We start from the raw sequence: 26644 nt of genomic DNA, 5'->3' as shown, positions 1-26644 counted from the left end.
CTCATGAAGGAGCCCCGATGACCCGCAAGATGATCCTCGACCTCGACACCGGGATCGACGACGCCCTCGCCATCGCCTACGCCGTGGCCAGCCCCGAGGTGGAGCTCGTCGGCGTCACCACCACCTACGGCAACGTCACCGTGGGGACCGCCGCGCGCAACACCCTCGCGGTCCTCGAGGCCCTCGGCGCCGGCGACGTCCCCGTCCACCTCGGCCGCTCGCACTCGCGCACGACCACCTCCTTCGCCCCCACGGACCACGCCGCCCGCATCCACGGCCGCAACGGCCTGGGCGAGGCGGCCTTCCCCGAGCCCGTCGGGCGCCCCACGGACCGCGACGCCGTCGACGTCATCATCGAGGCCGCCCACCACTGGGGCGAGGACCTCCTCTACGTCCCCACCGGCTCCTCGACGAACATCGCCGCCGCCCTGGAGGCGGACCCCTCCATCAGGGACCTCATGGGGTCGATCACGATGATGGGCGGAGCGCTCACCGTCGAGGGCAACGTCAGCCCCTTCAGCGAGGCCAACATCTCCCAGGACCCCGAGGCCGCCGACCTCCTCATGCGCTCGGGCGCGCCCGTCGTCATGGTGGGGCTCGACGTCACCCACCAGACGCTCCTCACCAAGACGGAGACGAGCGCGTGGCGCGAGACGGGCACCGAGGCCGGCCGCCTCTTCGCGGAGATGACGGACTACTACACCGACTTCGAGTCCGAGGCGGTCGGCATCCCCGGCTGCGCGCTCCACGACCCGCTCGCCGTCGCCGTCGCCATCGACCCGGGCCTCGTCACCCTCCTGCCCATCAACATGCAGGTCGACCTCGACGGCGCGACCCGCGGCCGCACCATCGGGCGGCTCGACGGCCTGTCCGACCCGGTGAAGTCCGCCCGCGTCGCCGTCGAGGTGGACGCCGAGCGCTTCCTGGGCGAGTTCACGCGCCGCGTGGGCGGGCTGCTCGCGCGCTGAGGCGTTCCGATGACGTGCGCCGTCTGCGCGGTGGGGCACCGGATGCCTTGCTTCGCACCGGTTGCACGCTCTTCCCGTGCGGGGAACCGGTGCAGCGGGTGCGAGGCCGTGCAGCGGATGCATCCGCGTCGTACCCAGCCCGTAGGGTGGCCCCATGGCCCGCGAGATCACCGAGGAGGACTGGCCCGCCCGCGTCACCGATGAGCAGATCATCGAGCGGGTCGGCGGCCAGGCGTTCCTGCGCGGGCGCCGCTACGCCGACGAGGGGCGCGTCCTCGCCCTGTCCGTCTCCGGCGGCGGCGACATCCTCATGGCGCAGGTCCGCGGCTCCAACGGCCGCGCCTACCAGTCCATGCTCTACGCGCGCCGCCACGGCGACCGCACCACCTGGACCGGCTCCTGCTCCTGCCCCGTCAGCAGCGACTGCAAGCACACCGCCGCCGTCCTCCTCGCCGCCCGCGCGGAGGCCCTCGCCGGGCAGGACGACGGCCCCGCGGACTGGGAGAAGGAGCTCGCCGGCCTCCTGCGCGTCTCCGAGCCGGACACGCGCGCCATGGCCCTCGAGGTCGCCGAGGTCCCGCGCCCCGGCTGGCCGGGCGACTCGGGACTGACTCTCCTGCCGCTCGTCGAGGGCAAGCGCGGCTGGAACCGCCAGGGCGCCGCCTGGAACCAGGTCCTCGGCGGGTCCCTGCGCGGCGAGGTCGCCGACGACGTCCTGCGCGCCGTCCAGGAGATCGGCCGCATGGCCCCCAACGGCTTCTACTACGCCGAGGACCGCGTCGCCCTCGACGAGACGCCCCACCGCGTCTGGGAGGTGCTGCGCCGCGGAGTCGCCGCCGGACTCGTCCTCACCACCTCCCAGAAGGGCGGCGCGGCCGTCCGCATCGAGTCCGGCCTGCGCGCCGGGGTCCGCCTGGCGCGCACCGGTGAGGGAGGCACGGGGGACCTGTCCATCGAGCCGATGCTCGAGCTCGAGGCCGTGCCCGGCGTCCCCGTGGGCCCGCGCGGCGAGGCGCCCGAGCTCAGGCGGATCGGCGGCCCGGTCCACGGCTTCTACACGTGGTGCCCCGACGGCTCCCTGCTCCTCATGCCGGTCGAGCCCGCCCCGGACGAGGTCCTCGCCCGCGTCCTGTCCGGCGCGGCCCGGCCGATCGTCGTGCCCGAGGCCGACGTCGAGCGCTTCCAGGCGGAGAACCTCGAGGCCCTCACCCGGGCCGTCCCCGTCCTCGAGGTCGACGCCGGCCTCGCCGTCCCCGAGCCGACGAGCCTGCGCGCCGTCCTGCGGATCACCGTGGACGGCCAGGCGCACACCGCGAGCACCTCCTGGTGGATGCGCTACGTGACCGCCGACGGCGAGGTGCGCCGCGAGGAGGAGGTCGGCGACCTCGACGGGGAGGGGACCGGCGGCTTCCGGCCCCTGCCCGGGGCCGACGGCGCCCGGCTCGGTCGCGCCCCGGAGGGGCCCGGGTGGGGATCCGCCGACGCCGCCGCGCTCGCGGACGACCCCCGGGCCCGAGTCGCCGACGGCGCTGCCGACGGCGGCGGGGGAGCGATGTCGTCGGGTGACCGGGTCGGCAGCACGGCCCCGGGGCCCGAGGGGCCGGGTACGCCCCGGGACCTCGCGGGGGAGCGGCGCCTCGCCCGCGACGTCATCACCCTCCTCATCCCGCTCGCGGCCGAGCACGGCGTCCTGTGGAACCGGCGCCGTCTCACCGGCATCGCCACCGCCAAGCTCGTCGCCCGCACCGTGCCCGCCCTGGAGCGGCTGGACGCCTTCGACGTCGAGCTCCTCGGCGACGTCCCCGCCTACCGAGAGGCCGAGGAGACGCCCCTCGTCGTCACCGACGTCGCCGAGGACCGCGGTGGTCGGCCCGACTGGTTCTCCCTGCAGGTGCGCGTGCGCGTCGGTGAGGACGACATCCCCCTCGAGCGCCTCATGCAGGCCGTCGCCACGAACACCTCCGAGGTCATGCTCGACTCCGGCGTGTGGGTCAACGTCGACCGCCCTGAGCTCATCGCCCTCGCCCGGCTCATGGAGGAGGGGCGCGACCTCGAGGACCCCGCGGCCAAGGGCTCGGGCGCCATGCAGGTGACGCCCTTCCAGGCCGGGTACTACCAGGAGCTCGTGCGCCTCGGAGTCGTCGGGGAGCAGACGAGGCGCTGGCGCGAGGGCGTCGGTCGGCTCCTCGAGATGACGGCGCCCGGTGCCGGGAGGCGCAGCGCTCCACCGGAGGACGCGGCTGCGGACGGCGACAGGGGTGACGGTGCCGACGGCACCGCTGGAAGGGGCGCCGACGCCGGTACCGGCGCCGCGGACGCCGTCGTCGGCACTGCTGAGGCCGAGGCCTCCGGGGCCGCGGCCCCGACCGATCCCACCGACCCGACGGCGGTGCCCGCACCTGCCGGCCTGCTCGCCGAGCTCCGCCCCTACCAGCTCGACGGCTACCGCTGGCTGCACCTCCTGCGCTCCACGGGCCTGGGCGGGGTCCTCGCCGACGACATGGGCCTCGGCAAGACCGTCCAGGTCCTCGCCGAGGTGCAGCGCACGGTCGAGGAGCGCGCCGCCACGCCCGGCGGACCAGTGGTCGGCCCCGAGGGCCACGCGCCCGTCCTCGTCGTCGCGCCCACGAGCGTCGTCTGCTCCTGGGTGGAGCAGGCCGCCCGCTTCACACCGGGGCTGCGCGTCGCCGCCGTCACCCGCACCGCCGCCAAGCGCGGCCGGGCGCTCGCGGAGATCGCCGCCGAGGCCGACGTCGTCGTCACGAGCTACACGATCGCCCGCCTCGACGAGGAGGAGATGACCGGCGTCGACTTCTCCTGGGTGGTGCTCGACGAGGCCCAATTCGTCAAGAACCACACCTCGGCGACCTACCGGGCCGTCCGTCGCCTGCGCACGCCGTCGACCGTCGCCATCACGGGCACCCCCATGGAGAACTCGCTCATGGACCTGTGGTCCCTCATGAGCGTCTCCGCCCCCGGGCTCCTGCCCGGGCCCGAGCGCTTCACCGCCGTCTACAAGCGACCCATCGACCGTGGCTCCTCGGCGGCGCTGGCGGCCCTGCGCGCCCGCGTCCACCCCTTCATGCTGCGGCGCACCAAGGACCAGGTCGCCGGGGACCTGCCGGAGAAGACCGAGCAGGTGCTCTCCGTCGAGCTCGCCCCCGCGCACCGCCGCGCCTACGAGCAGCGGCTCAGCCGGGAGCGCCAGAAGGTCATGGGCCTCCTCGAGGACGACACGACGCAGGCCCGCTTCACGGCGCTCAAGTCGCTCACCACTCTGCGGCTCATGGCCCTCGATCCCGCCCTCGTCATGGACGAGGAAAGGGCCCCAGTTGAGGCTGACGGCGCCTCGGACGCCCCGGCCGACGTCGCCAGTGCTGCGGCCGGCCACCGGGCCGAGGCGGAGCGCACCGATGGCGGCCCCGCCGACAAGGCGGGCGCGGGCAAGGCCTCCGCGCGCCGCCGCAAGCCGACCGCGAAGGTCCAGGTGCTCCTCGACCAGCTCGGCCCCGTCGTCGCCGAGGGGCACAAGGCCCTCGTCTTCAGCCAGTTCACGCGCTACCTGTCCGGCGTGCGCGAGGAGCTCGAGGCCGCCGGGATGCGCACCGCCTACCTCGACGGCACCACCTCGAACCGGCAGGGCGTCATCGACTCCTTCCGCGTCGGCGAGGCCGACGTCTTCCTCATCTCCCTCAAGGCCGGCGGCTTCGGCCTCACCCTCACCGAGGCGGACTACGTCTTCCTCCTCGACCCGTGGTGGAACCCCCAGGCGGAGGAGCAGGCGGTCGACCGCGCCCACCGCATCGGGCAGGACAAGCCCGTCATGGTCTACCGGCTCGTCTCGGAGGGCACGATCGAGGAGAAGGTGATGGCCCTCAAGGAGAAGAAGGCCGAGCTCTTCGAGCGGGTCGTCGAGGGCTCCGACGACGACGTCCACGCCGTCGCCGCCGCGCGTGGCGCCCGTAGTCGCGCCCAGCTCACGGCCGCCGAGATCCGCGAGCTCCTCGGCGGCTGAGGGCGGGCCTCCACAGGCGTGGTCCTGAGGGCCCTCTCCCCAGGCGGCGGGCGGCTCCGAGCGGACAGGACCCCTGGTCGCGGAGCCTGGGTCCGCGGGCACGGTGCCCGCGACGTCCCGGAACGAGCCCTGTCAGGCGGCCGTCGGGTCAGCACCCGGCCAGTCCGTCGCCCGGGCGAGGGACGTCCTGCTCCACGAGGAGGAACCATGTCCCCTGCACTCTCCGCGTCCCGTCGCACGCTCGACGCGGCGCGCACGTCCTGGCTGCTCGCCCACCCGGGCGCCGGCGGTGAGCTCGCCCGGCACCTCGGCGCCGGCACCGGGCCCGACGGCGGCTCCCTCCGCTCCGGTCCCGCCGCCCCCGACGGCACCGCCGACCCGGGCGGTGAGGCCGGCATGGCGACCGCCGAGTACGCCATCGGCACCCTCGCCGCCGCGGCCTTCGCCGGGCTGCTGCTCGCCATCATGCGCTCCGGCTCGCTCACCGGGATGCTTCAGCAGGTCATCGAGTCCGCCCTCTCGGTCGGCTGACGGTCATGAGCCCTCAGCGAGCGGGGCGTGGCGGGTGCCCGAGCCGGCTCCAAGGGCTGGGGGAGGAGGCCGGCATGGTGACGGCGGAGACCGCCGTCGCCATGCCGGCCGTCGTCCTCGTGCTCGTCCTCGTCCTGTCCGGGGTGAGCGCCGGCGTCACCCAGCTCCGCGTCACCGACGCCGCCCGCGTGGCCGCCAGGGCTGCCGCCATCGGCGAGGACCCGCTCGCCGATGGGCAACGGGCCGGTGGCGTCGTGAGTCTCAGCGTCGAGCGCGGGGACCTCACCTGCGTGACCGCGAGCCGTCAGGTGGCCGGACCGCTCGGCGCCGTCGGCGTCACGGCCCGCAGCAGGGTCTGCGCCTACACCGAGCCGGGGGAGGGATGAGGGGCGTGGTGCGCAGCCGCGTGAAGGACGGCCCCCGCTCGGAGCGGGGCTCCGGAACCGTCCTCATGACCGGCGTCATCGCGGCGCTGCTCGTCGTCGCGCTCGGCGTCGCCGGGCTCATGAGCGCTCAGGCCGCCGCTGGTCGTGCGCGCGCCGCCGCGGACCTCGCGGCCCTGGGCGGCGCGACGGCCCTGACCTCGGTGAGGGCGCCGGGAGACCCGTGCGCCGTCGCCGAGCGCGTGGCGGCGGCAGACGCAGCGGTCCTGCGGTCCTGCGAGGTGTCCGGCGAGGACGTCACCGTCGAGGTCGGCGTCGAGGTCCGGGTGCTCGGCGTCGGTCGGGTCGCGGTCGGGGTGGCACGGGCAGGGCCCGTCGACGGGTGAGCGGGCCAGCAAGGGCCGCCACCCCCAAAATTCTTGAACGAATGTTCTGGAACGAGTATTCTTCAATTCATGGGACGACCCCGACAGTTCAGCGAGCCCGACGCCGTCGCCGCGGCCTCGACCGTCCTCGTCCGCCGCGGCTTCGCCGGCACGAGCGTCGACGACCTCGTGCGCGCCACCGGCGTCAACCGCGCCAGCCTCTACGGCGTCTTCGGCTCCAAGGACGGCCTCTTCCGCCGCTGCCTCGCCGCCGCCCTCGAGGTGCTCGCCGGCGCGGACGGCGAGCAGCCCGACGACGGCGCTGCGCCGAACCGACTCCCGGACCGGGCGACGGCCCTCGACCTCGTCCTCGTCGCCCTCATGGAGCTCGCCCCCGACGACGCCGTTCTCGCGGCCGACCTCGTCGAGCACCTCCGCCGGGCAGGCGTCACCGCCGTCGACCTCGGCGCCCGGGCCCTCGAGCGCGCCGACGTCGTCGAGCCCGCCTGAGCACCACCGAACACCGTCCAGCTGACAGCATCACGCACCCGAGCCACGAGGAGAACCCGATGAGCAGCTCCCGCAACACCGTCACCCTCGAGCCCGCCGGCGAGCCGACGCACCTCGTCGTCGAGCCCCGCGGCATGGATAAGGTCTGGTCCTTCCGCAACGAGCTGCGGATCCCGCTCGGGCACGTCCGCGGCGCCACCTACGACGCCGGCCTCAAGCGCGAGCCCAAGGGACTGCGCGGCCCGGGCCTCGGCCTGCCGAACAAGCTCGCCGGGACCTTCCACACGGACGGGACCAAGCAGTTCTGGAACATCGCAGGCTTCGAGAACGTCCTCGTCATCACCCTCGAGGACGAGGAGTTCACGGCGCTCTACCTGTCGGTCGTGGACCCCGAGGGACTCGCCCGCGCGATCAACGCCGCCGTGGCGCGAGCCTGAGGCTGACTGGCTGCGACCTCGATTCGGCACGGCGACGGTCGCAGGGGCGACCGCGCGCCGGCGCCTCAGGCGGTGGGGTCCTCCGTCTGCGCACCCACGGGTGACGTGCCCGGATCGTCGTCCGACGCCGTCCCCGGCTCGCCATTCGGCGCCGCCGCGAGCAGCAGCCGGAGCAGGAGGATCGCCCCCTCCTTGTCCAGGGGCTCGTTGTTGTTGCCGCACTTGGGGGACTGGACGCAGCTCGGGCAGCCGTTCGTGCAGGCGCAGCCCTCGACGACGGCGAGCGTCGTCGCCAGCCACTCCCGGCCCGCCCGGTAGCCGCGCTCCGCGAAGCCCGCGCCGCCGGCGTGACCGTCGTGGACGAAGACCGTCGGCGTCATCGTCTGCGGGTGCACCGCGATGGAGAGCCCGCCGATGTCCCAGCGGTCGCAGGTCGCCAGCAGCGGGAGCATCCCGATCGACGCGTGCTCCGCGGCGTGCAGCGCGCCCGGCAGCATCGCGGGCGTGATCCCCGCGGCCTCCGTGACCTGCGCCGGCACCGTCCACCAGACGGCAGCGGTGGGCAGGACGTGCTCCGGCATCGCGAGCTGGTGCTGGGAGACGACCTCCATCCCGGGCACCGCAAGCTTCGCGTAGGAGACGACCTGGCTCGTCACCTCCACCGAGCCGAAGGACCACGTGATCCCGTCCGCCCAGGCCTGCGTCTCCCGCTCCGCGATGATGCGGACGCTCGACTGCTCCTTCGTGCGCGTGCGGTAGCCGACCGCCGACTTCTCCGAGACGATCGCCGCCTCATCGGTGAGCTCGTCGACGACGTAGCTGCGCCCCTGGTGGATGTAGACCGCACCCTCGTGCACCGTCGAGTCCACGGCGGCGCCGTCGACCGTTCCGACGACGGTCCCGGTCGTGCCGTCGACGACGGGCAGCTCGGGCGGGCCGTCCCCGCGCAGGCTCGTGAGGTCCTGCGGGCGACCCGGCAGATTGACGTTCCAGAACCAGCCCGAGGGGCGGCGTCGCAGCGCACCACGCGCCTCGAGGTCCGCGAGGAAGGAGTCGTCCGGCAGCCCGAAGAGCGTGAGGTCCTCCTCGCGCAGCGGCGACTCCGAGGCCGCCGCGCACAGGTGCGGGGCGAGCACGTAGGGGTTCGACGGGTCGAAGACCGTGGCCTCCGGGGCGGCGAAGACGTCCAGCGGATGGTGGACGAGGTAGGCGTCGAGCGGGTTGTCGGAGGCGATGAGGACGGCGACGCCCCGGCTGCCCGCGCGCCCGGCCCGCCCCGCCTGCTGACCGAGTGAGACGCGCGTGCCCGGCCAGCTGGCGATGATGACGGCGTCCAGGCCGGTGACGTCAATGCCGAGCTCGAGGGCGTTCGTCGTGGCCAGGGCCCGCAGTCGGCCGCGGCGCAGGTCCCGCTCGAGGGCGCGGCGCTCTTCGGGGAGGTAGCCGCCGCGGTAGGCCATGGCGGTGTCCATGAGCTCGGGCATGGACATGGCGAGGGTCTGGCGGGTGCGCTCGGCGACGATCTCCGCGGACCGGCGCGAGCGGACGAAGACGAGGGCGCGTGCGCCGACGCTCATGAGGTCGACGAGCAGCTCGGCAGCCTCGATGACCGCGGAGCGGCGGGCCGAGGGGTCCTCCGTGGGGTCGTTCGAGTCCGGGCCGGCGGGGGTGCTGGAGGTGGCGGGCGCGGCGGGCGCGGGGGCTGCGCCGGGTGTGACGGTGCCGGCCGCGCCGGCCTGCGCTGCCGCTTCGCCCGCGCTCTCAGACCGACCCCGCTCGGGCTCGCGCCCTGGGAGGTCGCCGGCCCCTGTGGCTCCGGCGGCGCCGTCGGCAGCGGCCTTGAGGGCGAGCGCCTCCGGCGAGTTCTCCCACGCGATCCACGGGTCGCGCAGCGCCGGCTGCCACAGGGCGAGCGTCCGGTCCCCGGCGGGTGCGCCGTCCTCGGTGACGGCGACGACGTCGTCCGGTTCGACCCCGATGAGGCGGGCGGCCGTGAGAGCCGGCTCGGCCGCTGTCGCCGACGCGCACAGCACCACCGGCTCCGGGCCGTCCGGGCGCAGCCGTCGCACGAGGCGCAGGAGGCGGCGCAGGACGAGGGCGACGTGAGCGCCGAGGATCCCGCGGTAGGCGTGGCACTCATCGACGACGACGTAGCGCAGCGAGCGCAGGAAGCGCGTCCACCGCTCGTGGCCCGGCAGGAGTGAGAAGTGCAGGAAGTCCGGGTTGGTGAGGACGACGTCGGCGTGCGCGCGGGCCCAGTCGCGCTCCGGCAGGGGCGTGTCCCCGTCGCAGGTGCCCGTGCGGACCGTGCGCACGGACTCGGCGGCGGCTCCGGCTGCGCGTTGGACTGCCTCGAGCTCGGCGGTGAGGCGCTCGAGGGCGGCGGCCTGGTCCGCGGCGAGGGCCTTGGTGGGGGAGAGGTAGAGGGTGGTGGGGCGCTTGCCGTAGGAGGAGATGCGGTTGGCGCGGCCGGCGTCGTCGGCGGCGCGCTTAGCGGCGAGGACGTCGGAGAGGGCGGGCAGCCAGGCGGCGAGCGACTTGCCTGAGCCCGTGCCCGTGGAGATGACGGTGTGGCGTCCGGCGTGGACGGCGTTGGCCGCAGCCTCCTGGTGCGTCCAGGGGAGGGGGACGCCGAGGCTTTGATACGCGGCGACGAGGTACGGGTCCGCCCACGCGGGCCAGGCGCCGTGCGTGCCCGCGCGGGCCGGGGTGCGTTGGAGGTGGACAAGCCGGCCGTCGCGCGCACCGATGGACTCGAGGAGCTCGGTGAGGTCCCGCGCGGGCGCGTGGGGCGGGACGGCTGGGCTGGTCACGGGGCCAGTGTGCACCGGGGGTGGGACGGGAATTGGGCGGCTGCCCAGTGGAACAGCCGTCGTGAACGCTGGTTTGATGGTGGAAGGGACGACGGGCACGCAACTGAGACCGCAGAGTGACCCGCCGCGGCGGTGCCGGCGCGCAGAATGAGCCAGGCCCGACCCGGGCCCCGACCGAGGAGAGACCATGAGCGAGCAGACTGAGCCGGAGAGCACGGACGCGGCTGGCACGCGCGACTGGGCGGAGGTCTCGCTCATCGAGGTCGCCCCGGGAGTGGCCGTGGTGCTCGGTGACCACGTCCCCGAGGGACTCGAGGTCGAGCCCTTCGGTCTCGGTGAGCAGCAGGACCAGCGCCTCGCGGACGCGCTCTCGCTTGCCGTGTCGAGCGCCAACGTCGGCGCCACGGCCGCCAGCAGCCTCGTCAATGTGCAGGGGCTCGTACGGCTCGCCCCCGAGACGATCCAGCAGACGAAGACCATGACGACGATGGTCAAGGACGGGTGGAACCTCGGCGCCCTGATGAACGGCACCAAGTTCGGCGCCTCCGTGCGCTGGACGTCGGCGGTCGACGCCGAGGCGGCGCTGGCTGCCACGAGCCTCGGACCGCAGATGGCGCTCCTCGCGATCAGCGCCCAGCTCGCCTCCATCTCTCGACGCGTCGACGAGAACATCGACCTCACCCGCGACGTCCTTGAGGCCCTCCACGCCGACCACTGCCACGCGATTAAGGCGATGTACGACGAGATCGACGATGCCCTCGAGACCGCGCGCGACGCCGGCTCTGTGACGGCGGGCAACGTCGACCGGATCAAGCACCTGGGGCCGAGCCTGCGCAAGGAGCGCGCGTACTTCATCGGCGAGGTGAACAAGCACGTCACCGCGCTCGACGCGGACTACGCGGGGCGTCGCAAGTACCTCACCGAGAACGGCCGTCGGATCGTCGGCGACCTCCAGGGGCTCCTCATGGCGGAGACTGCCTCCCACCGCTTCCACATGCTCTACGCCGCCTCGCTCGCCAGCAGCCCCGACCGCTCGGAGGCCGAGGACAAGACGCTGCGGTCCATCGCCGAGCGAGGGATCAGACAGCACGAGGACGTCATGGAGCGCATCGCCGCGCTCCTCGCCCAGCTCGACGCGCAGGTCCAGCTCGCAGACGTCCTCACTGGGCACGCGCTCGACCCTCGCGACATCATGGCTCGGCGCCGTCAGAGCGCAGCGACCGCCGTGACGGGAATGGCTGAGTACGTCGCCGCACTCATGGGGCGCGCTTACAGCGAGCCCGAGCCGCTCGTCCCCGCCGTGACTCGCGCCGACGAGGAGCCTGCCGAAAAGGTTCTCAAGGTGCTGCGCTGGGTGCTCCCCGAGGACGAGACCCTGCTGGCACTCGCGGACCTCGAGCCCCGCAGGGTTGGTGCCGGGGCCGGTGTCCTCGCGGTGACGCAGCGCAGCCTCATCCTCGCCGACCGCCGTGACCTACTCGCCGACGGCATCCTCACCAGCTGGGACTCCCTCGACGACGTCCGGTACGTCCGGTACCGGGAGGAGAAGGGGGGCGGACGACTTGACGTCATCCTCAAGGACGCCGACCGCCACGTGTCCATCGCCGGGGCGGTCGCCGATGATGAGGCCCGGGCGAGCGCCGGCAGGATCGTCGATCTGCTGACGGCCGCTGCCCACACCCCCGTCGAGGAGAAGCGCACGAGCGAGCTCCTGCAGACCTCGCCGACGCGGGCTGAGCTGCTCGCGGGGCGCACGGGCGAGTGAACTGCAGTCGCCGAGTTGATCGCGCTGCCCACTGATTCCGCCCGAAGGCCGCCTGGAAGCAGGGGGCCCATTGTGTCCCGATCGTGATCGGCAACAAGCACATCGGCAACTGCTATCGGTCATAGCGTTCCTACGAGATCGCCACGTGCTGCACCGACGCAGCGCCTGGTGCCATGCAACCAAGGAGACGTCATGAGCGCACACGATCCGGGCACTATCCGGGCTGCATTCGAGTCCTTCGGCCGATACGTCTACATGCTCGCCGACCCCGCCACGGGAGTCCCGTTCTACGTCGGAAAGGGGACCGGTGAGCGGGCGAAGTCGCACGAGAACGCGGACACCGTGCGCGAGCTTCTCGCAGTGACGAGTGATCTCGAGGACGATGAGGTGCCGCAGGACAGCGTGGAGCGTGAGCTCTCCGCGAAGGATCGGGCCCTGGTGCATTGTGGTGGGGAGCCCGAGATCTGGATCGTCCGCCAGGGGATGACTCTCGGTGAGTACACGGCGGTCGAAGCCGCCTTGATCGATCTCCTCATGACGATGCGCATCTCGCCTACCTCCCCGGGCTCCCTCCCCGTACCACTCGGTCTCGGGGGCGAGCAGCTGACCAACCTTCGCCGAGAGAAGGCCCGGGGCTTCGGCATCCAGCTTCTCGACGACATCCTCGATGAGTTCGCCGTCGAGCCACTGGACAGTGCAGCAGACGAACGCGGCCTGCAGGGCGGCCGGCCCATTGGCTTCATCTCCATCACGCTGGGCGGCTGGCACGAGCAGGAGGAGGATCTCTCGAGCAACCGTTCTGGCCCACGTCGCCACCGTCATGGCTACGGCTACAAGCACGAGTGGCTTCGGCCGACCGAGCGGGATAAGCACCTCGATGAGATTGCCCTGTCCGCTGCCGGTTGGTGGCGCATCGATCCGGGACACGTGCAGCGGGACGACATCAACTACGCCGTCGTCGAGCATCACGGCATCAGTCGAGCCGTCATGCGTATCGACCATGACTCGTGGGACTACGACCCGGCTAGCAGGCGTCGGAGCTTCGACTACGAGCTGCTTCAGCCGGGTGACGACCTCTTCGACCTCCTCGTCGGGCCGCACGGAAAGCGTCTGCCATCGCGCAAGCGCGGGGCCATGGGAGTCGTGCGCTACTGGCCAGATGGCGTGACGAGCGCCAACTGGAACGATGCGTCCCTGGCGTGAGCTGTTGCTGGGCGCGGCTCACTCCGCGTCGACCACCAGCATTCGCCGCAACGGCATCCGGCTGCGCCACCGCGGTGGGAGGTCGCCGTAGTACCGCAGCGTGAGGTCCGTGACCTCTGTGCCCGAGAAGAGCCGGAGATTCTGCCGCTCCCGCTCGACGCTCAGCGCCTCGGAGGAGTACGAGCCAAGAGTGAAGAAGAGCCCCGCCTCGTCCTTGTCGAGCGTGCCGATGAGCTGCTGCACCGCAGGCCGCCCCTGCGTCTCAGCGGTGTGCTTGCACTGGACCTTGATGATTGGAGGCTCGACGCCGAGGAGGTCTCGGTGGGCGATGACGTCCACCCCGCCGTCGCCGACGTATCGGGTCACCCGGCTCTCGTAGCCCATGCAGCGCAGCAGGTCCGCGGTGAACTGCTCGAACTCCTCATGGCTGAGGTCGTTCTTGAGGACGTCGGCGACGAAGTCCCGGGTGTGCTGGTCGATGTCGTCGGCGGTGGGCATGAGGGCCTCGGAGTCGGGGATGTCCGCACGAACTTCATCGTCAGCGGCGACCGCCTGGGGCTGCCGCGTCGACGCGAACTCCTCCTCGCTCCCGGCGGTGATGAAAAAGAGGAACTCCTGCCGGTGCCGGTGGACGCCGAACATCGTGATGGCGGAGCCGATCTCGGCGGGGGCGCTCTGCGAGAAAAGCGTGCGGGTGACACCCGTCTTGAGCCACTCGACCTGGCGGTGGTGGGGCTGGCGCCCGTCCTGTGCGTCGAACTCGTAGCCGCCCGTGATCCTCCCGAAGGCCAGGGTCCGGTCCTGCTTGTTCGGGAAGACCAGCAGGTCGCCGATCTGAGCCTCGAATGTGAAACGGCGAAGGGTGCCCGCCGTCCCGGGGACGGCGCCACGCTTCATCTCGGGGAACTTGTCCGCGACCGCCACGCGCATCCGCAGCTGGTTGTCGCCGATCGCGTGCAGGTCCCCGACCGCGCCCCAGCCGATCGCGACGTAGCCGCCGTCGATGAGCTCCTGGCCGCGGACGTCGTTGTGCAGGCCCCAGAGGCGTGGTGAGTCGTTCACGAGCGTGGAGTGTACGGGCGGTGCGGTGGCGGTGTGCGGGCTGCGGTCACGGCGTCGTCAGCCGAAGAACGCGTTGTCCGGGGCTGCGTGGATGAAGGTGCCGACGTCCAGGACGTCGGCGGAAGGGGCGTCCGGCTGGCCGTCAGGCTGCCGCTCCGGCGTCGTCGGGCAGCGTGATGCTGATGCGGCCGCCCAGGGCTCGGACGACCCGGCTCACCGTCTGGAACGACGGGTTGCCGCTCATTGCGAGCGACTTGTAGAGGGACTCCCGGCCGACCCCGATCTCGCTCGCGATAGCGCTCATACCCTTGGCGCGTGCGACGTCGCCGAGCGCGGCCTGCAGGAGGTCTGGGTCGTCGTCGGCTGCCGCCTTGTCGAGGTAGGCGATGATCGCCTCGGGAGTGTCGAGCTAGTCAGCGGTGTTCCAGGTGCTCAGGACCATGGCCGGTCCCCTTCCGTGCTCAGGTCCGCGAGGATCGGTTGGGTCAGCTGCTGCGTGGCACCTCGATCGAATCTCTTGGGACACGACTGGAGGCGTGCTGGCCCTCGGTGATGGCGAGCGGAACAGCCACGATGGGGGTTTCGAGTTTTTCGAATTGCGGATATCGTCGGTGCATGACCACCACTGCGGCTGAGACCCCGTCGACGGTTCTCCCTCCCGAGGACCTCGAGCCCATGCTCGACCTGTCGCGCTTCCTCGCGCGGACGGACGGGCCAGCGGCCCTCGTCGGGCCCGACGGCCAGGTCGTGGACCTGCCGGCGCAGGTGTTCGACGTCGTCGTCGATGTCGTGCGGGCGATGGAGCGCGGCAAGGCGATCACGATCGCGCCCGTTGACCAGATGCTCACCACCCAGGAGGCCGCGGACTTCCTCGGCGTGAGCCGCCCGACCGTCGTCAAGCTCCTCGAGTCGGGCCGTATCCCCTTCGTGCAGCCCGGCGCCAGCCGGCACCGCCGCGTCCGCCTCGAGGACGTCGTCGCGTACCAGCGGCAGACGGCGACGGAGCGGGCCTCCATCCTCAGTGACATGACCGCGGACGCCGTCGAGCTGGGCCTGTACGACGAACCCGCCGACTACAACGCTGCCCTCCGTCGAGCTCGTCACGGGAGGGACTGACAGGGCATGGCCCGTTTCTCCGCCCTGCTGGACGCCTGCGTCCTCGTGCCCGTCGCGCTCGCGGACACGCTCCTGCGGGTCGCCGAGCAGGGCCTCTACCGCTCCCTGTGGAGTGCACGGATTCTCGATGAGACCGTCGCGGCGATCGAGGAGGTCCATCCCGATCTCCAGGCTGGGGCTGCCCGGCGTCGCACCGACCTGATGGACAGAGCCTTCCAGGACGCCTCGGTCTCCGGCTGGGATGGACTGCTATCCGCGCTCAGCCTCCCGGACCCCGACGACGCGCATGTCCTCGCCGCTGCCATCGTCGGGCGCGCCGACGTCATCGTCACCTTGAACCTCAAGGACTTCCCTCAGACCGCCCTCGAGCCCTACGAGATCCGGGCGATCGGACCGGACGAGTTCCTCCTCGATCAGCTGGACCTCGCCCCGGATCTCGTCCTCGAGGCGGTCCGTCGACAGGCGGAGGACAGTCGGCGGCCTCCTGTCGATCTGAATGCCCTCCTGGAGCACCTGGCACGGTGCGGTGTCCCGCAGTTCGCCGCGGCGGCACGCGCGCGGCAGTGGCGTATCGCGGACAGGTAGGGAGCCCGTCTGGGGTCCGGAATGACCGATGGAGCCCTCACCAGCGCTTGCAGCGCGCACAGCGGTAGACGCTCTTGCCAGCCGTCGACGCCGTCGGCGCCTCCCGCTGCCGAGGAGGTCTACGGCTGCGAGTGAGCGCCCCGACTCAGGACAAACCGAGTGCTCGTTGGCAAAGTGTGCGGCCGACGGCTGCCCGGTTTGCCAACGAGTGCTCGGTTTGCGGCCGCGACCGGTGGACGGCCGGACGAGAGCACAGTTTGCGGCCGCACCCGATCGGTGCCACGGCGGACGCCCACCGGCTCGCCGGCACAGAAGCAGACATCCTCGGCAAACTGCGGCGGCGACGTCGCCACAGTTTGCCGAGGATGTCTGCTTCTGCGAGGAAGGTGCTGAGGCTGCGTGTGGGGCCGGGCGTGCCGCCCCCTCGCCACACCCCGCTCACCACACCCCGATGACGCTCCACCACAGCGGGCCGATGACCAGCCAGATCGCCATGTGCACGAGGCCGACCACGAAGCCGGTCCGCCACCAGGCGCCGAGCTCGACGTACCCGGACCCGAAGTACAGCGGCGCGGGGCCGTTGCCGTAGTGGGTGAGGCAGCCCATGAGGGTCGGGATGGCGCCGAGGAACACGGTGAGCGGCACGCCCGGCAGACCGAGCGCCAGCCCGACCCCGAGGAACACGCCGAACATCGAGGCCGTGTGCGCGGTGCCCGAGGCGAAGAGGTAGTGCGTGAGGGCGTAGACCCCGGTGAGGACCGCGAAGGCGACGAGCTCGCTCATGCCGTGCATGTGGGCGCCGACGTTGTCGCCGAGCCAGCCGATGAAGCCGAGGTCGTTGAGGTAGGTGCCCATCATGACGAGGGCCGCGAACCACGTGAGGGTGTCCCAGGCGGACTTCTCGGCCTTCATCTGGTCCCAGGTGAGGGCCCCGGTGAGCAGCAGCGCACCGAGCCCCAGCAGGGCCACGGTGGTGGCGCTCATGAAGGAGTCGCCCATGACCCACAGGATGATCATCATGACGAAGACGCCGAGGGTGACCCACTCGTGGGCGGTGACCTTGCCGAGCCGCTTGAGCTCGCGCGAGGCCATGGCGGCGGCGTCGGGGGTGCGGCGGATCGTCGGCTTGTTCATCGCGTAGATGACGAGCGGCACGACGATGACGCCCACCATGCCGGGCACGACGGAGGCCATGAGCCAGCCGGGCCAGTTGACCCCGGTGACGCCGGCGGCCTCGGCGAGCTTGGCGCTCATGGCGTTCGGGGCGGCGCCAGTGAAGAAGATGACGGAGACGGCCAGGTTGAGGTTGTAGGTCGTCATCGCCAGGTAGGTGCCGAGCTTCCTGCGGCTCTCCTTGGAGTCCGGCTCGGAGCCGAAGGCCTTCGCCACGCTTATCATGACGGGGTACACGTAGCCGGAGCGCGCCGTGTTCGACGGGATCGCGGGGCTCGTGACGAGGTCGGCGAGGCCGAGGCCGTAGGCCAGGCCGATGGTCGACTTACCGAAGACCTTGACGAAGAGGTAGGCGAGGCGCTCGCCGAGCCCGGAGGCGATGACGGCGCGGGCCGCGAAGAAGGCGGAGACGATGAGCCAGATCGTGCCGTTGGAGAAGCCGGACAGGGCCGCGGAGACCTTGTCGCCGGAGTCGCCGTCGGGGGCGAGGACGCCGGTCGCGGCGCACACGGCCATCGCAATGATGGACAGGGCGCCCATGGGGGCGGCCTTGAGGATGATGCCGACGATCGTCGCGAGGAAGATCGCGAAGAGGTGCCAGGCGGGGGCGGTGAGGCCCGACGGCGCCGGGACGAGCCACAGGCCCAGCCCGATGATGAGGCTGACGGCCAGGGCCCAGGGCTTGGTCTCGTGGCCCAGCCCGATGCGCGGCGGGTCCTGCGGGGTCGGGACGGCCTCGTGGGCGCCCGTCGCCCCGCCGTCGACGGCGGCCGGCTCGATGGCGCTCGGCTCCGTCGCGCTCTGTTCGACGGCGCCGGTCTCGACGTCGCCGCCCGCGGCCGCGGGGGTGTCAGCGCCCTTGCGGCCGGGGCGCACGGCGTCGAGGAGGTTCACTTGATGTACCGGACCTTCTCGTTGAGCTTGGCCAGCGCCTCTTCCTTGCGCTGGTTGTAGGTGACCTTCTGCTGCTCGAAGATGTTGTTGCCGTGGGCGTCGATCGAGACGATGAGCGGGCCGAACTGCTTGACGCGGAAGGTCCACAGGGTCTCCGGCATGCCCAGGTCGCGCCACTCCGCGCCCTCGACCTCCTCGACCTCGGTCGCCGCGATGACAGCGTTGCCGGCGGGGAACACGCAGTGCAGGGCGCCGTACTTCTCGCAGCCGGCCTCGGTGCCCGGACCCATGCCGCCCTTGCCGACGATGAGGCGGACACCGGTCTTCTCGATGAACTCCTCCTCGAACTTCTCCATGCGCATCGAGGTGGTCGGGCCGACGGAGACGACCTCGAACTCGTCCTTCTCCTCGTCGACGACGCGGATGATCGGGCCGGCGTGGAGGATGGCGCCCTCGTTGATGTCGACGGGCAGCTCGCGCCCGTACTCGATGAGGCGGCGGTGGGCGACGTCGCGGCAGGTCGTGATGTGACCGTCGAGGAAGATGACGTCACCGACCTTGATGTCCTCGATGTCCTCGCGCTTGATGGGGGTGGTCAGGGTGATGGTGCGGCCGGTCGCGGCCTCGGCGGCGGCCTCGGCCTCGCGCTTCTCGGCGTCGGTGGCCTCGCGCGCCTCGGTGCTGGTGGCGGTGGCGGTGTCAGTCATGGGTCTGGTCCTCGTTCTCAGTGAAGCCGTGCAGTGGTGGTGTCGTCGTCGACGTGGCGCCGCCCTCGGCCCCGGGGCTCTCGCCCGTGGGGCCCAAGCGGCGCAGTGGGCTCAGAGTTCGACGCCCTTGTGGGTGAGGAACTCGTAGCCCAGGTCCTTGTCGAAGTGGATCGTGCCGCGGCGGTGCGACCAGCAGCCGGTGTTGACGGCGACCGACAGGACGGAGGGGTGACGGGCGGAGTTCTCGATGTTGACGCCCATCGTGGAGCGGGAGCCGCCCAGGCCCTGGGGGCCGAGACCGATCGAGTCGATGGCCTCCTGGAGGTCGTCCTCGAGCTGCGCGACCTTCGGGTTGGAGGCGTGCGAGCCGACGGGCCGCATGAGCGCCAGCTTGGACATGTAGGAGGCGGCGTCGATGGAAGAGCCGATGCCGACGCCCACGAGGAGCGGCGGGCAGGCGTTGAGGCCGTAGGAGGTCATGACGTCGAGGACGAACTTCATGGCGCCCTCGTAGCCCTCGCCGGGCATGAGGGTCTTGCCCTGGCCGGGCAGGGAGCAGCCGCCGCCGGCGAGGTAGACGTGGAGGGTGAGGTCGTCGCGGCCCTCGGCGACGTCCCAGTAGATCCACGGGGACTTGGAGTCTGCGTGGGAGCCGACGTTCGTGCCGGTGTTGTACTCGTCGAAGGTCTCGACGGTGTTGTGGCGCAGCGGCGCCATCTTGGTGGCCTCGGCGATGGAGGCCTTGAGGGCCTCGGCGAGGCCGTCCATGTAGGGGAAGTGGGAGCCGACTGTGGCGAAGATCTGCACGAGGCCCGTGTCCTGGCAGGAGGGGCGCTTGAGCTCAGCCGCGAGCGACTGGTTCTTCTGCATGGTGTTGTAGATCATCGTCGCCATGGGGTTGGTCTCCTCCTCGGCGAGCGTCTTGAGCTGCGCCGTGACGTCGTCGGGGAGACGACGGGAGACGACGGAGGTGAAGCGGGCGACGACGTCGGAGAGCTCGGCGAGCTTCTCGTCGTCGATCTCGGCGATCGGGCTCTTGCCCTCGGTGCTGACGCCGGCGATGTCGATGGCGGTCACGGTGGCTCCTTCGCGAACCTGGGGTTTCGGTACGCGATGAAGACTCCTCCGATGGGAGCAGTTGGTCCTTCCGATCGGTCATCCGCCGGCCTGGGACGGTGGTCCCGACGGCGGGCCTGTCGCAGCGGTGCCGGGAGGGGCGGCGGATGAGGATCCGCCCGACGGCGCACGGTGCGTTCCCGTTGGAACGACGCCGTTCTGCGGGGCGGCGCACCGGCTTTCGAGGCCGGCCGGCAGGAGGTCCGACCTGAGGATTCACCCGGTCTGGAGGCGGGGCCGGAAGGCGTCCGGGGCGTGGTCCGCCGAGAACTGTCCAGAACTCGCAACTTCTAGAGGCGACGGCTCAACCGTCCCGCGGAAGAACCGCGGGATTCCGCGGAAGCGGGTCGCGCGAGCCGGGTGCGTCGGGTTTGAAGTGGCGAGTTTTGGACAGTTCCGAGCTGGTGTGGCCGGTCGGCTCCCCGAGGGTGCGGCAGCGGAGGCGGGCGCGAGGGGCCAGCGACGCGTCGCCTGCCGCCGACCGGACCGAAGCGGCCAGCGCCCGGCTCGCGCTCAGCGCTCGTCGTCCTCGACGATCTGCTGGAGCCGCGCCGCCAGGGCGCGCGTCAGCTCGAGGGCCTCGTCCACCGGGGACGAGCGCGCCAGGCGCGCCGCCGTCTCGCAGGGGGCGTCGTCGTCGACGAGTTCCTGCGTGGACACCGACCAGGCGCGCAGCACCCGGCTCACGTCCTCATCGGAGCGCGAGACGTAGCGCTTGTGGAAGACCGAGTCGGCGGCCGCCGTGTCCGCCGTGAGCAGCTGGCGGTAGGCGCTCGGCGTGCGCCCGAAGGTCCGGCGGAAGGCCGTGTTGAAGGCCTTGACGTCCGGGAAGCCCGCGTCCGCGGCCACCTGCGCGATGAGGTGGTCGGTCTCGCCGAGGTCGCGTACCGCCTGCCGCAGCCGCACCCGCGTGAGGTACTCGGAGAAGGTCAGTCCCACCTGCTGGGGGAACACTTGGGAGAGGTAGCCCGGGGAGAAGCCGACGTGCTTGGCGAGCCGATCGAGGGTGACGCGCTCGCGGAAGGACCCGTCCACGTAGTCGACGGCGCGGCGCAGCGCCCGGTTGTTCTCCGCCGAGCCGGGCTCGGGGGCATTCGGCTCGGCCTTCGTGGGCGGGAAGTGGTTGAAGAGGACGGCGACGACGTCGAGCAGCCGGGACTCCCAGGCGGCGTCGGCGCCCGGTCCGGTGCGGTGGGCGTCGATCATCATCCGGGCCAAGAGGGTGCGGAGGCGGGCGAAGCCGGGCTGGGGGCGGGTCGCGGCGGTGGAGCGGCAGTCGAAGTGGGGGACGGCGCCGTCGTCGGTGAAGGAGGACAGGTAGTCGGCCGACACGTGCAGGCACATGACGGTGGATCGCGGCTGGGTGGCGAGGGTCGCGTGGCCCTCGTTGGCGTTGATGACGATGACGTCGCCCGGCTCGTAGGTGGTGGCCGTGCCAGCGACGCAGACCTCGATGCGCCCGGTGACGACCACGAGCACCTCGAGGGCCGTGTGCCAGTTGTAGTGGTACGAGCCGATCTCGTAGACGTACTGCTCCGCGCTCAGCCCCCGGGCGGGGGAGGAGTGCTCGACGTGGAGCTCCCCGGTGAGCGGCGGCGCGGTCGTGGGCATGGGGACATCGTATGGAGTCGCGCCGGCGGGCGGTGGTGCGGACGTCCCGGCCGCGCTCGCTGGGGTGCCCGCCCGTCAGCCGGCTCACCGGCACAGAGGCAGACGTCCTCGGCGCACGGCGACGCCGACGGCGCCACCGTTTGCCGAGGACGTCTGCCTCTGTGCGGGACGGCTGAGAGCCCGCAGGCGTCAGCGCTCGAGCTCGGCGCGGACCCGGGCGAACTCCTCAGCCGTGGCGTAGGAGGTCTGGGTGCCGCGCTTGGTCACGGAGTCCCCCGCGTACACGTTGGCCTGGACGATGGCCTCGCGGATGTCGCCGGTCTCGACCAGGACGTGGCTGAAGCAGCCGATGAACGCGTCCCCGGCGCCGGTGGTGTCCAGCGCGTGGGCGCTCGTGGCCGGCAGGAGCTCCTCGCCCTCGTCGCTCAGCCACAGGACGCCCCGCGAGCCGAGCGTGACGACGACGTGGCGCACGCCCGCCCGGTGGAGCACCGAGGCCGCCCGGCGCACGTCCTGCTCGGTGTCCACGGGCATCCCCGTCAGCAGGGAGAGCTCGGACTCGTTCGGGACGAGGAAGTCGCACCCGCGGACCCGCTCGAGGAGGAGGTCGGGCTGCGCCGGGGCCGGGTTGAGGAGCACGGGGATCCCGAGCCGGTGGCCCATGTCGATCGCCGCGTACACGGTCTCGAGGGGGATCTCCAGCTGGAGCACGATGAGACGGCAGCGGGCGACGTCGGCCTCCGCGGCGGCGAGGTCGGCGGGCGAGAGCAGAGCGTTCGCCCCCTTGATGATGAGGATCGAGTTGTGCGACTCCTCGTCGACGAAGATCGGGGCGACGCCGCTCGTCGCGTCGGTCGGCAGCACGTAGGTCGTGTCGATGCCGTTCCGCCTGAAGTTCGCGATCGTGTTCTCGGCGAAGATGTCGTTCCCCACCCTCGTCACCATGAGCACCTTGGAGCCGAGGCGGGAAGCCGCCACGGCCTGGTTGGCGCCCTTGCCCCCGCAGCCCATGGCGAAGTCGGGGGCCTCGAGGGTCTCGCCCTCGTGCGGCATGCGCCGGATGTAGGAGATGAGGTCGACCATGTTGGAGCCGATCACCGCGATCCGGGGATCGTCGGCACCGGGTACGCAGTCGCAGCGGCTAGCCATGTCAGTCCTCCTTGAGACCGGTGGTGACGACGAAGCGGCGGGTGCGGCCGGCCTCGAGGCTGATGAGGGTGCCGGCGGCCTCCGCGGCGAGCCGCCCCTCGGGCCTCGAGGTTCCGGGCAGCACGAAGGCTGCCACCTTCTGGTCGGGGTTGTGCAGGATCCACCGCGTCGCCACGGGGAAGTCGTGCGACGAGAAGCGGGTGACGAAGGCGCGCCCCTCCGGGGAGGTGAGCGTGAACTCCAGGTCCTCCCCGAAGCGGGGAAGGTCGTCCGCGAAGTACACGATCTCGGGGTCGAAGGCCTCCGCGCCGACGAGGGAGTCCGCGTCGAGGCGGCCCGCGAGGATGTCCTCGTTGAGACGGGTCCACTCCGGGGTGGGGCGGACGTGCGCGGGGACGGAGCGGCGCAGCTCGAAGGCTCCCTCCGGGAGGTTCTGCGTCATCCTCCCGCCGGGCACGAAGGCGTAGTTCATGTGGCACATGTACTGCAGCGGCATGGGCGCGTAGGCGGAGAGGTTCTCGACCTCCATGCCGATGTCGAAGGTGGTGGAGCCCGCGCTCACGCGGACCCACGGACGGGCCTCGTAGTGGTGCCCGAAGCCCATGACGTACTCGTACCGGGAGACGACGCGGGCGGCGTCGTCATCGATCTCGAGCCGTGCCTCCTGCATCGGGGCGCAGGAGAACTCGCCGTGCAGGGGGTGGTCGTCCTCGGGGGAGGGGCAGCCGGCGGAGAGGAGCCCGGAGTGGAAGGCGAAGCACCCGTAGGTCTGGGTGATCTCCGTGGCCGGGACGGGCTCGTGGAACATGTTGTCCATCCGCAGGCTGGTGCCGTCGACGACGGCGTCCCAGATGATCTGGCCCATGAACGGCAGGAGCTCGACGCGGGTGCGCGCGGTCTCGAGGGTGAGGGCTGCGACGCCGCTGCCGTAGCGGTGGGCCGTCGCGGTGACGGCTCCGGAGCGTGCGACGACGGCGGGCTCGGAGGTGAACAGTGCTTGGTCGAGCGGGATCGTGATCATGGTCAGGCCTTCTCCCCGGTGGTGGTGGTCGGTGCGGTGCTGCGCGAGCGGCGGTGCTCGGACAGGAAGTACAGGAGGACGGCGGTGAAGCAGACGATGTTGATCGTGAAGGAGACCTGCATCGATCCGACCGTGTCCGAGATGAGGCCCTGGAGCGCCGGGATGACGGCGCCGCCGATGATGGCCATGACGATGACGGCGCCGCCGGTCTCCGTGTGGCGCTTGTCCTCGATCGAGTCCAGAGTGCGGGCGTAGATCGTCGCCCAGCAGGGGCCGAACAGGCCGGAGACGAGGATCGCGGCGTACACCGCGGAGATGTTCGGCGCGAGGACCACGTAAAGCAGCGCGATGACGCCGGCGGCCGAGTAGCCGACGAGCACGAGGTTCTCGTCGAGGCGCGTCATGAGGATGTTCGCCAGGAACTTGCCGAGGAAGAAGGCCACGAAGGCGAAGATCATGAAGTTCGAGGCGCTGCGCTCGTTGAGCGAGTGGTCGAGGTTGAGCGCCAGACGGATGGTGAAGGACCACACCGCCGTCTGCATGCCGACGTAGAGGAACTGGGTGACGATGCCTCGACGGAAGCGCCCGTTGCGCGCCAGGTAGCTCAGCGTCTCCCCGATGGTGGCCTGGTCCTTGGCCGTGCCCGAGACGGTCTCGTGCTGCGGCTTGCAGGCCGGCATCTGCGTGAGCGCGACGACGACGAGCAGGAGGAGCAGGACGATGACGAGGAAGCGGTAGGGCTGGAGCGTGCGCAGAAGCATCTGCTGGCTCAGCTCGTGGGCCTCCGCCGGGGAGAGTCCCTGGAGCTGCTCGTGCAGGGACGCGCCCTCGGTGAAGATGAGGTACTTGCCCATGAGGATGCCGGCGATGGAGCCGATCGGGTAGAAGGTCTGCGAGATGTTGAGGCGCAGCGTGGACAGGCGCTTCGGCCCGATCATCGACGAGTACGTGTTGCAGGAGGTCTCGAGGAAGGACAGCCCGACGGCGATCGCGAAGATCGCGGCGAGGAACACCGAGTAGGTGGCCATGCGGGAGGCCGGGAAGAACATCGTGCAACCCACGATGTAGAAGGTCAGGCCCACGAGGATGCCGGTCTTGTAGCTCCAGCGGCGGATGATCCGGGAGGCGGGGATCGCCAGCACGAAGTAGCCGCCGTAGAAGGCCGACTGGACGAAGGCGGAGGCGAAGTCGGACAGGGTGAACAACGACTTGAACTGGGTGATGAGGATGTCGTTGAGCGAGGCCGCCGCGCCCCACATCGGGAAGCAGATCGACAGCAGGATGTACTGGAAGATCGGGGTCCGGTCGAGGTAGCCGTCGGAGAGCTGACGGGTCCGGTTCGGGATGAGACCGCGCGAGCGCGGGGTCTCGACGACGGTGGTGCTCATGCCTGCTCCTCCTGCGCGAGGAGGGCCCGGCCCGCGGAGGCGCCGATGCGGGTGGCGCCCGCGGCGAGCATGGCGCTCATCTCCTCGGGCGAGTGGATCCCGCCGGAGGCCTTGATCCCGAGGCTGCCTCCGACCGCGCGGTGCATGACCTCGACGGCGTGGACGGTCGCGCCGCCGGTCGAGTACCCGGTCGAGGTCTTGACGAAGTCGGCGCCGGCCGCCTGGGTGCAGTCGCAGGCGCGCGTGATCTCCTCGTCGTCGAGGAGGCAGGTCTCGAGGATGACCTTGACGGTGACGTCGGCGCCGGCGGCCTCGACGACGCCGCGCACGTCCTGCTCGACGCGGTCCCAGTCGTGCTCCTTGACGGCGCCGAGAGGGACGACCATGTCGACCTCCGTGGCGCCGTCGTCGACGGCGATCCGCGTCTGCTCCGCCTTGGAGCGGGTGCTGCTCGCGCCGAAGGGGAAGTCGATGACCGTGCAGACGGCCACTCCTGACCCTGCGACGAGCTCGGCGGCGAGGGGTACGTGCACGGGGTTGACGCACACGGACGCCATTCCCAGGTCGACGGCCTCCCGGCAGAGGGCCGTCACCGCCTTGCGGCCCGCGGTCGGGGCCAGGAGCGTGTGATCGATGAGGGACGCTCGTGTCATGTGAACTCCTTTGTTCATCCGCCCGTGGGTACGGGGCGGTGCCAGGGAGGCTACGGCGCGGGCGTCGGGCGTCGGAAGGGAGGCGGGCAGAACGCGGCAGCTGCGGAAAACGGCGCCGTTCCGAGGAAAGGTGGCGATCGTCCTCCTGATGGGGCGGTCAGGTCGACCAGAGGTGCGGTGGTGGCACGAATGTGCCGGGCTCAGGCCGCGTCGAGCGCCAGCACCTGCCGGGCGGTCGCGACGTCGACGACGAGGCGATCGACGTACCCGCTGGACAGCGCCGCTCGGACGACGGGCGCGCAGTCCCGTCCGCAGGCGAGGAGCACCTTCTGCTCGATGTGCCTCAGCTCGGTGAGGGAGACGCCGAGAGTGCGGTTGTTGAGGTCGGGGAGGCAGACGCAGCCGTCGGCGTCGATGATCCGTGCGCAGAGCTCGCCGGCCGCGTGGTGCCGGAGGGACTCGGCGTCCTCCTGCGACAGGCCGAGGCGGTCGGTGAGCGGCGCGAAGCGCTCGGCCGAGGTCGCGGTGAAGACGGCGACCCGGGCCTCGGGGATGAGCGCAAGGGCCTCCCGGAGCGGGGAGGACGAGCGCAGCCTGTTCGCCTCCGGGACCGACGGCGCGATGAGCGGGCAGGGCAGGGGCGTCGCCTGCGCACCGAGCGTGCTCGCCAGGAGCGCGGGGGACGACGTCTCCTCGCGGCCGGTGAGGCACTCCGAGAGGCTCCGGGCCATCTGCACGACCCGGACGGACCGCAGGTGGGCGGGCGCGAGGCAGCGCACGACGTCGGCGAGCACGGCCGATCCCTGGACCGCGACGACGTCGCCGTCGCGGACGAGCGCGGTGAGCAGGTCCGCCCCCTGAGCGGCGAGGGCCGCACGTGCCTGGCCGGGCAGGTGGGGATGGGTGGCGACGAGACGGACCTCGGTGAGGTCGAAGCGGTCGAGGAGGGCCGCGATGACGGCCTCATCGTGCTCGCGCGGGTCCCACACCTCGATGCGGACGAAGCCCCGGCGCTGGGCGTAGGACAGGAGCTTGGAGACGGTGGGGCGCGAGAGGTGGACCCGCTCGGCGACCTCGGCCTGGGTGAGGCCGGCCTCGTGGTAGAGGCGAGCGACGTCCAGCGCCAGCACGTCCTTGTGCGTCAGCGCGCTGCCGGCATCGTCCACGTCCGTCTCCTCG

General features: G+C 71.6%; 22 protein-coding genes and 1 pseudogene. 11 read left to right on the top strand and 12 right to left on the bottom strand.

Annotated features, from left to right (window positions below):
* Positions 1–17 precede the first annotated feature (17 nt).
* The 7 genes from AXF14_RS03815 (at position 18) to AXF14_RS03785 (ending at position 7209) form a co-directional block, all read left to right on the top strand.
* On the top strand, positions 18–968 hold the full coding sequence (locus AXF14_RS03815; RefSeq protein ID WP_067940975.1) for a nucleoside hydrolase: 951 nt from the start codon (positions 18–20) through the stop codon (positions 966–968).
* 154 nt (positions 969–1122) lie between these two features.
* Positions 1123–4983, top strand: coding sequence for a DEAD/DEAH box helicase (locus AXF14_RS03810; RefSeq protein ID WP_067940973.1), 3861 nt, complete (start codon positions 1123–1125; stop codon positions 4981–4983).
* Positions 4984–5190: 207 nt separating this feature from the next.
* Positions 5191–5514, top strand: coding sequence for a DUF4244 domain-containing protein (locus AXF14_RS03805; protein ID WP_067940971.1), 324 nt, complete (start codon positions 5191–5193; stop codon positions 5512–5514).
* 74 nt (positions 5515–5588) lie between these two features.
* Positions 5589–5900, top strand: a complete 312-nt coding sequence (locus tag AXF14_RS03800; RefSeq protein ID WP_211260128.1) for a TadE family type IV pilus minor pilin — start codon at positions 5589–5591, stop codon at positions 5898–5900.
* Between the two features lie 8 nt (positions 5901–5908).
* Positions 5909–6283: an Rv3654c family TadE-like protein gene (locus AXF14_RS03795; protein ID WP_257721776.1), complete on the top strand. Its 375-nt coding sequence runs from the start codon at positions 5909–5911 to the stop codon at positions 6281–6283.
* Positions 6284–6352: 69 nt separating this feature from the next.
* Positions 6353–6772 carry a TetR/AcrR family transcriptional regulator gene (locus AXF14_RS03790; protein WP_067940964.1) on the top strand — a complete coding sequence of 140 codons (420 nt, stop codon included), beginning with the start codon at positions 6353–6355 and terminating at the stop codon, positions 6770–6772.
* A gap of 59 nt (positions 6773–6831) precedes the next feature.
* Entirely contained in the window at positions 6832–7209 is a 378-nt protein-coding gene (locus AXF14_RS03785; protein ID WP_067940962.1) for a hypothetical protein, read from the top strand.
* 65 nt (positions 7210–7274) lie between these two features.
* On the opposite strand, the gene AXF14_RS03780 is transcribed toward AXF14_RS03785, so the two are convergent.
* Positions 7275–10022, bottom strand: coding sequence for a DEAD/DEAH box helicase (locus AXF14_RS03780; protein ID WP_084355332.1), 2748 nt, complete (start codon positions 10020–10022; stop codon positions 7275–7277).
* A 187-nt stretch (positions 10023–10209) separates the two neighbouring features.
* On the opposite strand from AXF14_RS03780, the gene AXF14_RS03775 reads away from it, so the two are divergent.
* Both AXF14_RS03775 and AXF14_RS03770 read left to right on the top strand, forming a co-directional pair.
* Positions 10210–11787 carry a hypothetical protein gene (locus tag AXF14_RS03775; RefSeq protein WP_067940958.1) on the top strand — a complete coding sequence of 526 codons (1578 nt, stop codon included), beginning with the start codon at positions 10210–10212 and terminating at the stop codon, positions 11785–11787.
* A 192-nt stretch (positions 11788–11979) separates the two neighbouring features.
* Positions 11980–12990, top strand: coding sequence for a GIY-YIG nuclease family protein (locus tag AXF14_RS03770; protein WP_067940955.1), 1011 nt, complete (start codon positions 11980–11982; stop codon positions 12988–12990).
* An 18-nt stretch (positions 12991–13008) separates the two neighbouring features.
* Here AXF14_RS03770 and AXF14_RS03765 read toward each other — a convergent pair whose 3' ends face one another.
* Together AXF14_RS03765 and AXF14_RS03760 are read right to left on the bottom strand one after the other, a co-directional pair.
* On the bottom strand, positions 13009–14052 hold the full coding sequence (locus tag AXF14_RS03765) for a restriction endonuclease (RefSeq protein ID WP_211260127.1): 1044 nt from the start codon (positions 14050–14052) through the stop codon (positions 13009–13011).
* A 142-nt stretch (positions 14053–14194) separates the two neighbouring features.
* Positions 14195–14449 (bottom strand): annotated as a pseudogene (locus AXF14_RS03760) (addiction module antidote protein); the annotation flags it as partial.
* A gap of 218 nt (positions 14450–14667) precedes the next feature.
* Here AXF14_RS03760 and AXF14_RS03755 point away from each other — a divergent pair.
* Together AXF14_RS03755 and AXF14_RS03750 are read left to right on the top strand one after the other, a co-directional pair.
* Positions 14668–15168, top strand: coding sequence for a helix-turn-helix domain-containing protein (locus AXF14_RS03755; RefSeq protein WP_067940953.1), 501 nt, complete (start codon positions 14668–14670; stop codon positions 15166–15168).
* Between the two features lie 6 nt (positions 15169–15174).
* Complete coding sequence (locus AXF14_RS03750) at positions 15175–15753, top strand: PIN domain-containing protein (RefSeq protein ID WP_067940951.1); 579 nt, start codon at positions 15175–15177, stop codon at positions 15751–15753.
* A gap of 438 nt (positions 15754–16191) precedes the next feature.
* Here the strand turns inward: AXF14_RS03750 and AXF14_RS03745 are convergent, their stop codons facing one another.
* The 9 genes from AXF14_RS03745 to AXF14_RS03705 form a co-directional block, all read right to left on the bottom strand.
* Positions 16192–17820 (bottom strand): DASS family sodium-coupled anion symporter, encoded by a 1629-nt coding sequence (locus AXF14_RS03745; RefSeq protein ID WP_211260125.1) that lies wholly within the window; start codon positions 17818–17820, stop codon positions 16192–16194.
* Complete coding sequence (gene ttdB, locus AXF14_RS03740; protein ID WP_084355331.1) at positions 17817–18527, bottom strand: L(+)-tartrate dehydratase subunit beta; 711 nt, start codon at positions 18525–18527, stop codon at positions 17817–17819. The genes AXF14_RS03745 and ttdB overlap by 4 nt, the downstream gene beginning before the upstream one ends.
* A 111-nt stretch (positions 18528–18638) precedes the next feature.
* Positions 18639–19604 carry a L(+)-tartrate dehydratase subunit alpha gene (gene ttdA / locus AXF14_RS03735; protein ID WP_211260124.1) on the bottom strand — a complete coding sequence of 322 codons (966 nt, stop codon included), beginning with the start codon at positions 19602–19604 and terminating at the stop codon, positions 18639–18641.
* 552 nt (positions 19605–20156) lie between these two features.
* The gene (locus AXF14_RS03730) at positions 20157–21254 is read right to left on the bottom strand and encodes an AraC family transcriptional regulator (protein WP_067940949.1); all 1098 of its coding nucleotides are present in this window, start codon (positions 21252–21254) and stop codon (positions 20157–20159) included.
* Positions 21255–21443: 189 nt separating this feature from the next.
* Positions 21444–22403: a ribokinase gene (gene rbsK / locus AXF14_RS03725; RefSeq protein ID WP_067940947.1), complete on the bottom strand. Its 960-nt coding sequence runs from the start codon at positions 22401–22403 to the stop codon at positions 21444–21446.
* A 1-nt stretch (position 22404) separates the two neighbouring features.
* Positions 22405–23424, bottom strand: coding sequence for an aldose 1-epimerase family protein (locus AXF14_RS03720; RefSeq protein WP_067940945.1), 1020 nt, complete (start codon positions 23422–23424; stop codon positions 22405–22407).
* 2 nt (positions 23425–23426) lie between these two features.
* Positions 23427–24812 carry an L-fucose:H+ symporter permease gene (gene fucP / locus AXF14_RS03715; RefSeq protein ID WP_067940944.1) on the bottom strand — a complete coding sequence of 462 codons (1386 nt, stop codon included), beginning with the start codon at positions 24810–24812 and terminating at the stop codon, positions 23427–23429.
* Positions 24809–25465, bottom strand: coding sequence for a deoxyribose-phosphate aldolase (deoC, locus tag AXF14_RS03710; protein WP_067940942.1), 657 nt, complete (start codon positions 25463–25465; stop codon positions 24809–24811). The genes fucP and deoC overlap by 4 nt, the downstream gene beginning before the upstream one ends.
* A gap of 200 nt (positions 25466–25665) precedes the next feature.
* Positions 25666–26631, bottom strand: a complete 966-nt coding sequence (locus tag AXF14_RS03705) for a sugar-binding transcriptional regulator (RefSeq protein ID WP_067940940.1) — start codon at positions 26629–26631, stop codon at positions 25666–25668.
* Positions 26632–26644 lie beyond the last annotated feature (13 nt).

The organism is Actinomyces radicidentis (assembly GCF_001553565.1).
Classification (GTDB): Bacteria; Actinomycetota; Actinomycetes; order Actinomycetales; family Actinomycetaceae; genus Actinomyces; species Actinomyces radicidentis.
The sequence above is the reverse complement of the archived record's forward strand: the minus strand, read 5'-3'. Positions and strand labels throughout refer to the sequence as shown.

Excerpts from the sequence above, each read along its gene's own strand:
- AXF14_RS03815 (WP_067940975.1), top strand. The coding sequence starts at position 18 with ATGACCCGCAAGATGATCCTCGACCTCGACACCGGGATCGACGACGCC.
- AXF14_RS03750 (WP_067940951.1), top strand. The coding sequence starts at position 15,175 with ATGGCCCGTTTCTCCGCCCTGCTGGACGCCTGCGTCCTCGTGCCCGTC.
- AXF14_RS03755 (WP_067940953.1), top strand. The coding sequence starts at position 14,668 with ATGACCACCACTGCGGCTGAGACCCCGTCGACGGTTCTCCCTCCCGAG.
- deoC (WP_067940942.1), bottom strand. The coding sequence starts at position 25,465 with ATGACACGAGCGTCCCTCATCGATCACACGCTCCTGGCCCCGACCGCG.
- AXF14_RS03785 (WP_067940962.1), top strand. The coding sequence starts at position 6,832 with ATGAGCAGCTCCCGCAACACCGTCACCCTCGAGCCCGCCGGCGAGCCG.
- AXF14_RS03790 (WP_067940964.1), top strand. The coding sequence starts at position 6,353 with ATGGGACGACCCCGACAGTTCAGCGAGCCCGACGCCGTCGCCGCGGCC.
- AXF14_RS03805 (WP_067940971.1), top strand. The coding sequence starts at position 5,191 with ATGTCCCCTGCACTCTCCGCGTCCCGTCGCACGCTCGACGCGGCGCGC.
- AXF14_RS03800 (WP_211260128.1), top strand. The coding sequence starts at position 5,589 with ATGGTGACGGCGGAGACCGCCGTCGCCATGCCGGCCGTCGTCCTCGTG.
- fucP (WP_067940944.1), bottom strand. The coding sequence starts at position 24,812 with ATGAGCACCACCGTCGTCGAGACCCCGCGCTCGCGCGGTCTCATCCCG.
- rbsK (WP_067940947.1), bottom strand. The coding sequence starts at position 22,403 with ATGGCTAGCCGCTGCGACTGCGTACCCGGTGCCGACGATCCCCGGATC.
- AXF14_RS03810 (WP_067940973.1), top strand. The coding sequence starts at position 1,123 with ATGGCCCGCGAGATCACCGAGGAGGACTGGCCCGCCCGCGTCACCGAT.
- ttdB (WP_084355331.1), bottom strand. The coding sequence starts at position 18,527 with ATGACTGACACCGCCACCGCCACCAGCACCGAGGCGCGCGAGGCCACC.
- AXF14_RS03775 (WP_067940958.1), top strand. The coding sequence starts at position 10,210 with ATGAGCGAGCAGACTGAGCCGGAGAGCACGGACGCGGCTGGCACGCGC.
- AXF14_RS03730 (WP_067940949.1), bottom strand. The coding sequence starts at position 21,254 with ATGCCCACGACCGCGCCGCCGCTCACCGGGGAGCTCCACGTCGAGCAC.
- AXF14_RS03770 (WP_067940955.1), top strand. The coding sequence starts at position 11,980 with ATGAGCGCACACGATCCGGGCACTATCCGGGCTGCATTCGAGTCCTTC.
- AXF14_RS03720 (WP_067940945.1), bottom strand. The coding sequence starts at position 23,424 with ATGATCACGATCCCGCTCGACCAAGCACTGTTCACCTCCGAGCCCGCC.